A 12,404-nucleotide genomic window follows, 5' to 3' on the forward strand; every position below is an offset into this window, starting at 1 on the left:
AATGGATAAAATTATAGGCAAACCTACCCAGAAGAAAACCCAGGATAATGAACACTGGGTTTCTATGTCAGACCTAATGGCCGGACTAATGATGGTATTTATGTTTATTTCTATTGCTTATATGCATTATGTGCGTATTGAAAAAGAAAAAATAAAAGAAGTGGCTGTTGCCTATGAGCAAGCTCAACAGCAGCTTTATAATGCTTTAGAGGTTGAGTTTTCGAAAGACCTACCATCCTGGGATGCCGAAATCGATAAGCAAACCCTTGAAGTAAGATTTAAATCCCCTGATGTTCTTTTTGGATTAGGCAGCTCAGACTTAAAACCAAAATTCAAAGAAATTCTTAACGACTTTTTCCCACGATATTTGAAAGTATTAGATGAGTATAAGCAGCATATTACTGAGGTACGTATAGAGGGACATACCAGTACAGATTGGACGGGTGCAGCCAATCAAGATATTGCCTATTTTAATAATATGGAGTTATCTCAAGGAAGAACTCGTGCAGTATTACAATATGTATATTCTTTAAAAGAATCAGCTGGTCACCAAAAATGGGTGAAAAGTAAATTTTCAGCGGTTGGATATTCATCTTCACATCCAATTCTTACCCCTGAAGGAAAAGAAGACCCAAACCGTTCACGACGAGTCACGTTTAAAGTTATTACAAATGCCGAATTACAAATTCGTCGTATTATTCAGGAATAGTCAAAATGAAGTTAACTCTTGATTTTTCTGAATTGATTGCGCTAGGAAAAAAATGCTTCCTTCTGGTGCTAAATTTTCTCTTGATGAAGCGCTTGTTGTATTCGATCCTATTGATATTGAATTATCTGCTGGTAAAGAAGTCAGTATTGCCGACCTTGACCCTGGCAGTGGCTTAATTTCCTACCAGGGTCGTCAAGTCCTTTTATATATCCGTGATCATACCGGGCGCTATGATGCGGCGATTGAAGATGGTGAGAAAGGGAAACGTTTTCATATTGCTTGGTGTCGAACACTTGACGAAATGCGACAGAAAAATCGTTTTGAGCGCTACCATGCAACAAACCGTGTTGACGGTTTATTTGAAATTGATAACGGTTTAGGCCGCAGTCAAGATGCTGACTTAAGAGTTTGCATGAATTGCCTTGAGCGCCTTAATTATAAAGGTAGTATTGATAAACTACAAAAAAGAGTGGTATTTAAATCGTTCTCATTGAATAACTTCTTCTCTCACTACAGTACTTGCTTCCGTCATATGCCAAAAGGTATTCATGATAAAGCAAACAGTGGTTATGTAGATAATTGGAAAGATATTTCTCGTTCTGTTCGTGAACAGGCAGCTTATAAATGTAATGATTGCGGAGTTAATTTAATATCCTCACGCCAGCTCTGCGATGTTCATCATAAAAATGGTGTTAAATACGATAATTCAGCAGAAAACTTGCATGTTCTTTGCAAGGATTGCCATCGCAAACAACCTCTCCACGAAGGAATATTTGTCACTCAAGCTGAAATGGCAATTATTCAACGATTGCGCTCTCAGCAGGGGTTATTAAAGGCTGATTCTTGGAAAGATATTTATGAGCTAACTGATCCATCTGTTCACGGTGATATTAACATTATGCAAAACAAAGGATATCAACCTCCAGTTCCAGGATTAGACTTACAGAACTCTGCACATGAGATTATTGCAACTGTAGAAGCTGCATGGCCCACATTAAAAATTGCAGTGAATTTAACCGAAATACAAGTAGAAGGTTGGGAAATATTCACAGTTGGTGAACTCGTAAAAAAGATACAATCTGGGGTTATATTTTAATTCGGTAAAAATTTGAAAGAGACCTGATATTCACTCAGGTCTCTATAGTGTTTTCTTTTATGCAAAGTAAGTTTTATCGATGCACTCTATCTTTATGACAGGGAGTTTTTAATCTTCGCATAGTCAAAAGGCGAGATAACGCTTTTCCGATTTGCATCCAGAAAATCACCCCACCACTGCAGCATCAATTTGCGCTCATCCAGATGCTCGGCCTCATGAATATACGCCGCACGCACAGAGTTACGTTCCATATGGCTCATCTGCCTCTCTACTGCATCCCTCGACCACAACTCTGACTCAATCAGCGAACTACACGCCATTATTCTAAAACCGTGGCCGCACACTTCAACCTGTGTGTCATATCCCATTACTCGCAATGACTTGTTAACTGTGTTTTCACTCATCGGCTTACGGGATCGTGATCGCCAATGAAGATCAGCTCACGGTTTCCACTCGTACTTTTGATCTTTTCCAAAATGGCTAACGCCTGCCGCGACAAAGGAACAAGATAAGGAGTCTTCATCTTCGAACCGCGCTGAGAATGCTTTACACCTTCCAGCGCTTCACGCTCACCGGGGATCGTCCAAATAGCCGTTTCAAAATCCACTTCTGTCCAACGGGCAAAACGCAGCTCGCTTGAACGAATGAAAACTAACAGAGTGAGTTCAACTGCTAATCTAGTTAACGGCCTGCCGGAGTAGCGATTAATGCGATGTAATTCAGGTATGCGGTTAAGCTCCAGAGGAGCACGATGCTATCTTTTCGCCGCCGCAACCGCATCGGCAATCTCTTGCGCAGGATTGTAGTCGATTAAACCACTCTGAACGGCAAAGCGCATAATCGCGGTAGTACGCTGCTGTAAACGGGCGGCAACTTCGAGCCGCCCGGATGATTCCACAGCTTTAATGGGTACAAGCAGACCCCGTGTCTTCAATTCAGCAATGTTCCGCTTACCAATAGCAGCAAAGAGATTATCTTCGAGGCTTTTCAATACACGAGCACTATGTGATGCAGACCACTTCTGATTACTGGCGTGCCAGTCTCTGGCGACCACTTCAAACGCGATCGCCTCTTGTTTCTGTTCTACCTTAACGGCTTTCTTGTTCTCACTGGGATCGACACCATTAGCTACCACCTTGCGGGCTTCACCCGGCGTGCCCGGGCATCAGCCAACGAGACTTCAGGGTATTTCCCCAACGCCAGCATCTTCTCTTTACCGCCAAAGCGATAACGTAGTCGCCAATATTGCGAACCGTCAGGGTGAACCAGTAACACCATGCCCGCCCGTCAGTAAGCTTATAGGTTTTGCATCACACCTAGCCGTACCAACTTTCACATCACTAAAGCCTTTATATGTGACCTTTTAAGGGTTCACAGTGGTTACAAAAAGTATCGAACCGGGATATATCCGCATCACCAAATTGAGGCAGTTTGAATCAGGTTGTCTGAGCCGAATGAAAAGCGAGGAAAGCCTTGCCGAAGCTAAATCTCAGGCACAAAAAAACCACCTCGCGGTGGCTTAAATGTTCATACCTGATTTATGGTGCCGAAGGCCGGAATCGAACCGGCACATCTCTCGATGGTTGATTTTGAATCAACTGCGTCTACCGATTTCGCCACTTCGGCACTGAAGGGTATGCGGAAAACGTTGTGGATTATACCGTTACCCCCTGTATACGCAACCCCATTCCGCACGTGCTGGGTGTGAGTGCTGAAAAAACACGCGCTGGGGTCAGAGAATAACGGGCCGGGCATGCCCGGCCCCTACGAAAAACGGTGGGTGACAGGTGTGAGAATGGCGGACCAAAAAACGGAAAACGGTGGGTGATGGGGGTATAACGGGCCGACCATAAAAGCGGTCGTCCCCTACACCAGGTGGAGGTGGCAGCACGAGTTACGGAACATTCCTAAAGGAACTCAGCGCGGATAACAGGGTCCGAAAGGGAAGCTATCGTTGCAGCGCCACGGAGGGCTGCGCGCCACATCACATTGTATAGGTCACCTCATGAAAGCAGCTTCTCAGTTTGTTCTGGCACTGTCCGTCTCCACCGCCCTGTTCACCGCTGCGGCGGGGGCTGCCAGCTGGCAGGATCAGCTTAACTCGGCCGCCAGCGCGCTGGGGCAGAACGCCAACAGCAACTCCGCCTCTTCTACTACCACCACCCAGAGCGGCACCTCGCTGGGCGCGCTCACCGGGCTGCTGAACGGCGGCAGCCAGTCGCTCAGCTCCGGCACCATGACCAATGCGGCGGGCGTGCTGCAGTACTGCGTGCAGAACAACATCGTGGATAACAACGTCTCCTCGGTGAAGGATAAGCTGCTCGGCAAGCTGGGCCTGGCGGATACCCAAAAGCAGCAGGAAACCACCGACTACAAACAGGGGCTGATGGGCCTGCTGAATACCAGCAACAATCAGCAGGTTGACCTGAAGTCGCTGGGCGATACCGCCATCGGCAAAAAAGTGAAAACCAAAGCCTGCGATCTGGTTCTCAAACAGGGTAAACAGTTTATCTCGTAACTTCTCTCTCAGGCGGTGAGGCTGTCCCCTCCCCGCCTCTCTCTGCCGTGCCAGACAAATACCCCGTACCGGGTAATGTCACTATTTAGCCCTAAACTTTATAGGGATAAAGCCCATCGTAATCCGTCGCTAAACTATTTCTCAAGTCAGCCTGCGGGCGCTCTTATTACCCGGCTTTTGCATCGCTCTAATTCCATCTCTGAAGATTTGTAATCCCCATAAGAGTCCCTACAACCAGGAAATATCTTAAAAAAAATAGGAAATAACACCTCAGTCTAACTTTAAACAATCGGATAACTCACAACTTAGGATTATTCTAACCTCTTCGCGAGATATACCTTAGAAAAAGACCCCGATCTTAAATTTTGATGGCGTATATCACTGAGCTAGTGCGCAACTCTTTTAGGATTTTCTTTATTTTGATAGCATCCTTTCCAGTTCGGTTAAGCACTTTCACTCATTACTGATTTACAAGGGATGGGCGAAACATCACTTAAGCGAACAATACGGATAGCACCTGACAAGGATCGAATTATAGATTGATCGTGAGGTTGTGACTCTTTATTTCTCAGGATTTTAATATAAACAGGATGAATTATGAAAATGACTAAAGTAGTTATGGCTGCTGCTTTCACTGCTGCTCTGAGCTCTGGGGCTGCTTTTGCCGCTGATACCACCACAGGGCAGATCAAATTCGAAGGTGAACTGGTCAATACCGCCTGTGGTCTTTCTGCAAACTCCAGTCCAGTGAACGTTAATTTCTACCAGGTTCCTGTATCAGCACTGGCAAATGGCCAGCGTGCAGCCAGCGTACAGAAAAACATTGAACTGCAGTACTGCGACACCACCGTAGCGCAAAGTGCTGTTGTTACCTATAACCCAACCAGCCCAAATGCCGTTGATGATTCACTGGCAGCATTTACTTCTGGTACTGCCTCTGGCGCGGGTATCGGCATGCTGGACAGCGCTAACCAGGAAGTTAAGTGGGGCCAGCCTACTGCATCCGTGAAGCTGGTTAACGGCACGACGACCATTCCATTTGTTGCTTTCCTGCGTTCAGAAAAAACCACAGATGCTGAGAATAATGTTGCTTACAGCCCGGTTACAGCAGGTTCTTTCGAGTCGACCATTAATTTCGAAATCGCCTACCAGTAATACGCAATAAAGATACAGTGCGGGGGGATCCCCCCGCACATTTTCACATTCGATGGCAATGCCAGGGAGAGTCAGAATGGAGATCGGCAACGCAATAAGTAGCGATGAGCGTCTCATTGCTCTTTTTTCTGCGCGAGCTGAAGCAGGAAAAAATCATACTCTGTCGGGCCTTAAACAGAAAAATAAAATATCACCACAAAAAAGAACCCCAGCTAAGAGCAGAAAAATTAAACTCAGTGCATTAAAACACTTATCATTGAGAGCGCTAACCAATAAAAAAACACCCCGATGATATTACGGAAGGCATCTGTTTTCGGGGGGTAGGTTTACGCTATCCGTACTGAAAAGTTCGTTATGAAACGCAGAGCATTTAAACATTTTTTCCAGGATTGAAATCATGTTGGGAACTTTCAGAGTTAAATCAACCGCGGCCATTTTGCAGGCAATCAGCGTCTGCTACGCCACGGCAATATATGCTGACGATAGCGTTGAATTCAATACCGACGTGTTAGATACCGCCGATCGTACCCATATCGATTTATCTCGTTTCTCAACGGATAACTACATCTCGCCTGGCAGCTACCTGCTTGATATTCGCGTTAACGGCAAGTCGCTGGATCAGGAAAAAATTCGCTATATCGAAACCGCAAAGGGAAAAAGTGCCCAGCCCTGCATCAGCAGCAGCCTGCTGAATAAGCTGGCGCTGAAAGAAGAAGCGCGGCTGAAGGTCGCCCAGCCCTATGAGAATTGCTACTCGCTGCAAACGCTGCCGGGTGTGCAATTAAGTAACTATGCCGGTTCGCTCGACATTACCGTGCCCCAGGCATGGATGAAATACGACGATCCTGACTGGACGCCACCCGAGCGCTGGGATAACGGCATCGCTGGCCTGATTTTTGATTACAGTCTCAACGGACAAATGACCCGACAATTCGACGACAGCCATAATTACAGCACGGTATCAGGCTACGGCCAGGCCGGCGCTAATCTTGGCGCGTGGCGTCTGCGCGGTGAGTACCAAACCAGCTATTACAGTGACAATCACCAGTTTGCTTTCGACTGGAATCAGATTTACGCCTATCGTCCCCTGCCGATGATGGCGGCCAAACTGACGCTGGGTGAAATCTCGCTCAATTCGCAGGTTTTTAGTACGGTGCGTTTTACCGGGGCAAACCTCGTCAGTGACGAACGCATGCTCCCCCCCGCCCTGCAAGGCTACGCGCCTGAAATTCAGGGAATTGCGCGCGGGAATGCCACCGTAACGGTCAGCCAGAGCGGTCGTATTATCTACCAAACCACCGTGCCTGCGGGACCGTTCAATATTCAGGACTTGCGCAGCTCGGTGCGCGGCACGCTGGACGTTCGCGTCGAAGAGCAGGACGGCTCGGTGTCTACCTTCCAGATTAATACCGCCGACATTCCCTATCTGACGCGCCCGGGATACGTGCGCTACAACCTTGCCGGCGGCACGCCGTCGACTTACAGCCATAAACTGCAGGGGCCTTCGTTCATTTCCGGGGATTTTTCCTGGGGGGTCAGTAATGCCTGGTCGTTATACGGCGGGCTGCAAACGTCTGGAGAGGAATTTTCCGCCTCCACAGTGGGCGTCGGGCGCGACCTGAGCGTGCTGGGGGCCCTTTCTGTCGATGCCACCCAATCCCTGAGTAAACAGCGTGATGGCGAGCGTCTTACCGGCACCTCCTGGAAGCTGAGCTACGCGAAAACCTTTGACGAATACCACAGTGCGATCACCTTCGCAGGCTACCGCTTTTCACAAAAAAATTACCGAACGATGGCGCAATACCTCGACGATCGCTACCGCGACTATCAGGACTCACCGTTTTTTGGCCGTGAAAAAGAGCTGTACACCATCACCGCCAATAAAACCTTTTGGCCGGATAGCGCGGACCAGGCTACCACACTGTTTTTGTCCTACACCCATCAAAATTACTGGGAAAACAAACGCAGGGAGCGCTACGGCATGTCTGTCAGCCGCAGCTTCCGCGTGGGGGATACCAAAGGTATCAGCGCTAATCTTTCGGCATACCGCTCCGACTATCGTGGACGCACGGATGATTCTCTCGCCCTCTCGCTCTCGATCCCGATAGGTGACAGCCGGTGGGCCGGTGTGGATGTACAGAGCTATAACGGCAAGAGCAGCCCGATGGCGTCCTACACCGATAACAGCGACGCTAACAATCTGTGGCGTATCCGCAGCGGCGCCAGCCAGGACGGCAACGCCAGCGTTGACGGCTACTACCAGCGTCGTGCGCAGATGGCAGATATCAACACCAATGCCAGCTACCAGCAAAATCGCTTTGTGGCGCTAGGCACATCAGTGCGCGGCGGCTTTACCGCCACACGCCATGGCGCGGCGCTGCACAACGGCGGAGCCACCATGAACACGGCGCGGGTGATGGTCGACACCAACGGGATCGGCGGTGTGCCGCTTAATGACAAACGTTCAAGAACCAACAGTTTTGGTATTGCCGTGGTGCCGGACATCGTGAGCTACAGCAGTTTTGATACCCGCGTTGACGTTGACGCGATGGATGGCGACATCGAACCCGCCAAAGCCATTACCACCGCGACGCTGACCGAAGGGGCCATCGGCTATCAGGCTTTTGGCATGGCAAGGGGATTGAAAATCATGGCCACGCTGCGCCTGGCTGACAATAGCGTACCGCCATTTGGTGCCGAGGTTTATAACGCAGACGGTGTCAGCGTGGCGATGGTGCTGGATAACGGGCAAGCCTGGCTGGCGGGGGTCAATCCTGACGAGACGCTGAACGTGGTCTGGAATGGTAAAAATCAGTGCCGCATCGCCATGCCGTCGGATATCAACGAGCAAGCCACCAGCTTGCTGCTGCCGTGCCGCTAAGCACGCCCATGATGTTAATTCACAGTCATAAAAGGTCAAAAATGAGCATGAATAAATACACAACCCATTGGATGGCCGCCGTGGCGCTGAGCGTACTCAGTGGCCAGGCCGTAGCGGGTATTTCACTCGATCGGACCCGGCTGATTATTACCGAGAAAGAGGCCTCAGCTAGCGTAAATCTCTCGAATACCAGTTCAGCCATTCCTTTTCTTGCCCAGTCGTGGGTAGAGGATGAAAAGGGCAATAAGATCACTGCACCGCTGCTGGTTTTACCTCCGCTGCAGCGCATTAATGGCGGGCAAAAGGGAATTGCACGCGTCACAAAGACTTCGGGAATAGAGCAGCTGCCTAAGGACAGAGAGAGTCTGTTCTTCCTCAACGTGCGTGAGATCCCGCCGAAACCCGATAAGCCGAATACGCTGCAGCTGGCGATGCAGTCACGCATCAAGCTGTTTTACCGGCCGGCTGCCGTGATCCCAAAAAGTAAAAGCGAGGTCTGGCAGGACCAGGTGGTGTTCCAGAAAAACGGCAATCAGATAACGGCACAGAATCCGACGCCTTATTACATCACCCTTCTTGGCTTGTCGGACGATGCGAAGCGCAAACTCACCCACTTTCCAGGGATCATGATTGCGCCGAAATCCAGCCAGCAGTTTGCTATCACGGAAGCGAGCGTCAGCACCTTCTCCATGATGTACGTCAACGATTATGGCGGCCACCCGGAGCTGAAATACCGCTGTGACGGCAACACCTGTAAAGCGCTACCGCCTGCGCAGCAGGATCAGTAACCAGGTAACAGGGAGCCGACAATGCGCCACACACTTTCATCTCTGTCTCTGTTGATGATGAGCCTGACACTTCCGCTGCAGGCAGAGACGTTACGGCTGCCAGATCTTAAGGCCGGGGAGCAGACTCGCGAGGTCAACGGCATTGTCCGGTTCCACAGTCTGGATCTTACCTTGCCGTGTACGGTGATAACGCAGAGCCATATGCGGGATATTGCGCTGGGCGCAATTGACGCGGGACGTTTTCATCAGGCTGGCGATCGCAGTCAGCCGGTACACATCAGACTGAATCTGAAAAATTGCCTGAAAGGAGCCGCCGGTGCGCCAGCCCCTAACGGGGCGAAGCGGGTGGTCAGTAACAGGGCGGCCAATCCCGCGGGTGAGCGAACTATCCAGCTGATTTTTATGGGAGAGGCCGATCCCAGCAACGCGGAACTGCTGCGTATTCGCGGAACCGTGCAGGGCGCAGGCATCCGGCTGCTGGATATCAACGGCAACGCGCTGGCGTTCAATCAAACAGCCCGATCTTATCTGATCAATGCCGGAGACAGCGAGTTTGACTTTATGGCCGCGCTGGAATCCACGAGCGGTCACGTCAGCAATGGCGAATTTAGCAGTCTGATCCGCCTGAAAATGGAGTATCTGTAATGAAAAATTCCACGCTGTTACGCCAGCCACTCTGTCGGGGCCTACTCTCTGCTGCTGCACTGCTGCTGCCTCATTTAGCCTGGTGCGCCGAGCCTCATGGCGCCATTGAGCCTACGGCGGGCACCTATGACTACAACATCAACCTGGAAAATCAGGACATCACCGATAACCGCATAGGGGCCACTATCCCGCGCGCTTATAGCCTGAGCGGAAGCTACTCGGCCAGGGTCTATTGCAACAGCAATATTAGCAATGCGCCTATCTACTTCTCCTCCACGGCGACGCTGCCACAGGACAGTCGCTACGCAGGCTTTCTCAAGCTCAATGACTACCTGTCCGTCAAAATTGAGATCTGGATTAGCGGCGCGCGGCGCGAGTATTTTGCCGTGCCGTTTAATAACGTTTCGAATATGTTGGCGAACAGCTGTACCGCGCCCTCCTCAAGAATAACGCCCGATATGGACTCGGGCTCAATGGGCCGCGTGACCTTTATGGTGACCAAACCCATCATTAACGGCATCAGGCTGGAGGGTACCGAGATTGCCAGGCTGTTCGGCAGCCTCGTCGCGGGTAACCAGGGCACGGTGGCCCTTTCGCGCACCAACATCAATTCCGCCATCATTACCGTTCCGGACAAGTGCGTGATTAATCAGGGCACGCCTGTGGTGGTGGATTTTGGCACCATCCCCGGAACGGGCAGCAAGCTGAACGGCATTAATTACAGCCAAAATATACCGATCCACGTTAAGTGCCAGGGAGGAAGTTTTGCCAGTGGCGCACTGAATATCAAGCTGGGTATTCAACAGCCCTCGCCGGCTTTTGACGACGGTCGATATCTCAGCGTCAGTGGCTCTCCTGCGCGTCCCGAGCTGGGTATCGCCCTTAAGGACAGTCAGGGTAAAGCCATCATCCCCAATACTTTTTATGACGTTCCGGGCTTTACCAATAATGAAGGGAACTGGAATCTCGTGGCCGCGCCGATTGCAAAAAGCGCCACGTCGATGATTCAGGAAGGCGAATTCAGCGCCTCGGCAACTATCGTCGCGCAATTCCAGTAAGGGAAGAGAATGAAAAATATCATTATTGGTCTCGTACTGATGCTGCCTCTGCTTCTTGCGGGTCCCGCGCAGGCCGCTGGCGAACTGATTGGTGGCCAGCTGGATTTTAAAGGCGTTGTGGTGGCTATCCCCTGCAGCATCGCTCCGGAATCGGAAAGTGCACCGGTAGATTTTGGCAAAATTTCCACGCGCGATCTTTACCACTCTGAGAAAAGTGAACCCATTGCTTTCACGCTCAAGCTACAGGACTGTAATCCGCAATTGGCAAGTACCGTCACCGTAACCTTTAGCGGCAGCGAAAACCCCAATCTGAAAGACCACCTGGCGATAAAGCCCTCGACATCCAATGGGGCCAGCGGTATTGGCATCGGACTGCTGGAAGAAGATAACACGCCGATCCAACTGGGAGTGGCAACGCTTCCTGTCACGCTTAAAAGCGGGATGATGCAGCTGAACTTTAAAGCTTTTGTCGCCGCAGAGCCTGAAGCGCTATCAAAAGAAACCTTGACCACCGGGCCTTTTACCGCCACGGCAAACTACATATTGAATTATCAGTAACGGCATCAAAAGGGATTTTCAGCATGACGTATCGATGTTTTTTTTATGACGAAAATGCCTACTTTTTTGAGGGGATGAAGGCGAGCATTTCATCTTTATTTCGTGAAACAAGAAATGTGTCATTTTCGCTAACGGATGATTACGAACAGCTTATTGATCGAACTAAAAGCAGGATCGAGGGTAACCAACACCTGTGGCTTTTCTGCGATTTAGATATGCTCCCTATGGAGCGTTTTGTGATGCTGAACAGAATGCAGGGTTGTTATAAGCACCAGAACAAAAAGCTGGTCATTATGCTAAGCAATCATCATATGCCATTTTTCTTAACCATCTACAACCTGTTTCCACAGGCGCACTGGTTAATGAAAAATGAAAAAATGGAGCATATCCCTGCTTTTCTTAATGGACTGAATCAAAAAAAAGCCAATGAAAACCGGTTCAGCTACTCGCTGATAGATTATACCCGTAACACTATACGCAGTGGTGATGTCCATCATTTAATCTCCTGTAATGAGTGGTGGTTAATTGAAGAGATATTGAGAGGGAAATCCCTGTCAAATATTGCCCATCAGGCGGACACGGACATCCGAAAAATTAGCTATGTAAAGCGCAAGCTAATGAAAAGGCTAAATATAAAAAATAACATCGCTCTTTTTGAGAAGTTCAAATGGCTTAACCCCTCAAGATAAGGGAATAAATACGATATTTACCGCCGGGTTTTCCGTCGGTATCGCGCAGCACCTGTCTGCAAAATCAACCTAAAGTAAGGAAATAAAGATGAAAAAAGTGACCGCTGTCGAAGCCGCACGCATTATTGGTGGCACCTGTAAGACCTGTGAAAGCACCTATCAGCTGATTACATCAGGTAGCGTGAAGTCCTGTAAGCTGGTCACAACCTGCACCGATAAGCACGGTACGGTTATTTCCAGCACATCAAAAGATGCGGCCAGCAGCAATTGTGGCGTGTTGAACTAATCCCTTGAAGGGCCAATACCC

11 protein-coding genes, 1 tRNA gene and 2 pseudogenes are annotated in these 12,404 nt (G+C 49.5%); 12 read left to right on the forward strand and 2 right to left on the reverse strand.

The window, feature by feature from the left end; genetic code table 11:
- The first annotated feature begins 1 nt into the window (after position 1).
- Positions 2 to 709 (forward strand): type II Zorya anti-phage system protein ZorB2, encoded by a 708-nt coding sequence (gene zorB2 / locus ACLI4M_RS06595; RefSeq protein ID WP_133622660.1) that lies wholly within the window; start codon positions 2 to 4, stop codon positions 707 to 709.
- 5 nt (positions 710 to 714) lie between these two features.
- A pseudogene (gene zorE / locus ACLI4M_RS06600) lies at positions 715 to 1,805 on the forward strand (type II Zorya anti-phage system protein ZorE).
- Between the two features lie 92 nt (positions 1,806 to 1,897).
- Here zorE and ACLI4M_RS06605 read toward each other — a convergent pair.
- Positions 1,898 to 3,141, reverse strand: a pseudogene (locus tag ACLI4M_RS06605) (tyrosine-type recombinase/integrase).
- Positions 3,142 to 3,346: 205 nt separating this feature from the next.
- A tRNA-Leu gene (locus tag ACLI4M_RS06610) sits at positions 3,347 to 3,431 on the reverse strand.
- Between the two features lie 379 nt (positions 3,432 to 3,810).
- Here ACLI4M_RS06610 and ACLI4M_RS06615 point away from each other — a divergent pair.
- The 10 genes from ACLI4M_RS06615 to ACLI4M_RS06660 all read left to right on the forward strand — a co-directional run bounded on the left by ACLI4M_RS06615 (position 3,811) and on the right by ACLI4M_RS06660 (position 12,383).
- Positions 3,811 to 4,323, forward strand: a complete 513-nt coding sequence (locus ACLI4M_RS06615; RefSeq protein WP_099754642.1) for a DUF2501 domain-containing protein — start codon at positions 3,811 to 3,813, stop codon at positions 4,321 to 4,323.
- A 597-nt stretch (positions 4,324 to 4,920) separates the two neighbouring features.
- Positions 4,921 to 5,478 (forward strand): fimbrial protein, encoded by a 558-nt coding sequence (locus ACLI4M_RS06620; protein WP_048917465.1) that lies wholly within the window; start codon positions 4,921 to 4,923, stop codon positions 5,476 to 5,478.
- 76 nt (positions 5,479 to 5,554) lie between these two features.
- A complete protein-coding gene (locus tag ACLI4M_RS06625) occupies positions 5,555 to 5,770 on the forward strand; it encodes a hypothetical protein (RefSeq protein WP_133622658.1) in 216 nt (71 codons plus the stop codon).
- Between the two features lie 105 nt (positions 5,771 to 5,875).
- Positions 5,876 to 8,359 (forward strand): fimbria/pilus outer membrane usher protein, encoded by a 2,484-nt coding sequence (locus ACLI4M_RS06630; RefSeq protein ID WP_133622657.1) that lies wholly within the window; start codon positions 5,876 to 5,878, stop codon positions 8,357 to 8,359.
- A gap of 47 nt (positions 8,360 to 8,406) precedes the next feature.
- Positions 8,407 to 9,147 (forward strand): fimbrial biogenesis chaperone, encoded by a 741-nt coding sequence (locus tag ACLI4M_RS06635; RefSeq protein WP_413449785.1) that lies wholly within the window; start codon positions 8,407 to 8,409, stop codon positions 9,145 to 9,147.
- Positions 9,148 to 9,168: 21 nt separating this feature from the next.
- Positions 9,169 to 9,792 carry a fimbrial protein gene (locus ACLI4M_RS06640; RefSeq protein ID WP_133622656.1) on the forward strand — a complete coding sequence of 208 codons (624 nt, stop codon included), beginning with the start codon at positions 9,169 to 9,171 and terminating at the stop codon, positions 9,790 to 9,792.
- Positions 9,792 to 10,850, forward strand: a complete 1,059-nt coding sequence (locus tag ACLI4M_RS06645; RefSeq protein ID WP_133622655.1) for a fimbrial protein — start codon at positions 9,792 to 9,794, stop codon at positions 10,848 to 10,850. Before ACLI4M_RS06640 ends, ACLI4M_RS06645 begins: the two co-directional genes overlap by 1 nt.
- Before the next feature lie 9 nt (positions 10,851 to 10,859).
- Positions 10,860 to 11,408, forward strand: a complete 549-nt coding sequence (locus ACLI4M_RS06650; RefSeq protein ID WP_099754638.1) for a fimbrial protein — start codon at positions 10,860 to 10,862, stop codon at positions 11,406 to 11,408.
- Between the two features lie 23 nt (positions 11,409 to 11,431).
- Entirely contained in the window at positions 11,432 to 12,097 is a 666-nt protein-coding gene (locus ACLI4M_RS06655; RefSeq protein WP_133622654.1) for a DNA-binding response regulator, read from the forward strand.
- An 88-nt stretch (positions 12,098 to 12,185) separates the two neighbouring features.
- Positions 12,186 to 12,383 (forward strand): DUF4762 family protein, encoded by a 198-nt coding sequence (locus ACLI4M_RS06660; protein ID WP_048917458.1) that lies wholly within the window; start codon positions 12,186 to 12,188, stop codon positions 12,381 to 12,383.
- Positions 12,384 to 12,404: the final 21 nt, after the last annotated feature.

Origin of the sequence: Erwinia sp. LJJL01, from assembly GCF_047300805.2 — a bacterium.
GTDB lineage: Bacteria > Pseudomonadota > Gammaproteobacteria > Enterobacterales > Enterobacteriaceae > Erwinia > Erwinia aphidicola.

Coding starts and splice junctions, on each gene's coding strand:
- zorB2 (WP_133622660.1), top strand. CDS start 2: ATGGATAAAATTATAGGCAAACCTACCCAGAAGAAAACCCAGGATAAT.
- ACLI4M_RS06615 (WP_099754642.1), top strand. CDS start 3,811: ATGAAAGCAGCTTCTCAGTTTGTTCTGGCACTGTCCGTCTCCACCGCC.
- ACLI4M_RS06620 (WP_048917465.1), top strand. CDS start 4,921: ATGAAAATGACTAAAGTAGTTATGGCTGCTGCTTTCACTGCTGCTCTG.
- ACLI4M_RS06625 (WP_133622658.1), top strand. CDS start 5,555: ATGGAGATCGGCAACGCAATAAGTAGCGATGAGCGTCTCATTGCTCTT.
- ACLI4M_RS06630 (WP_133622657.1), top strand. CDS start 5,876: ATGTTGGGAACTTTCAGAGTTAAATCAACCGCGGCCATTTTGCAGGCA.
- ACLI4M_RS06635 (WP_413449785.1), top strand. CDS start 8,407: ATGAATAAATACACAACCCATTGGATGGCCGCCGTGGCGCTGAGCGTA.
- ACLI4M_RS06640 (WP_133622656.1), top strand. CDS start 9,169: ATGCGCCACACACTTTCATCTCTGTCTCTGTTGATGATGAGCCTGACA.
- ACLI4M_RS06645 (WP_133622655.1), top strand. CDS start 9,792: ATGAAAAATTCCACGCTGTTACGCCAGCCACTCTGTCGGGGCCTACTC.
- ACLI4M_RS06650 (WP_099754638.1), top strand. CDS start 10,860: ATGAAAAATATCATTATTGGTCTCGTACTGATGCTGCCTCTGCTTCTT.
- ACLI4M_RS06655 (WP_133622654.1), top strand. CDS start 11,432: ATGACGTATCGATGTTTTTTTTATGACGAAAATGCCTACTTTTTTGAG.
- ACLI4M_RS06660 (WP_048917458.1), top strand. CDS start 12,186: ATGAAAAAAGTGACCGCTGTCGAAGCCGCACGCATTATTGGTGGCACC.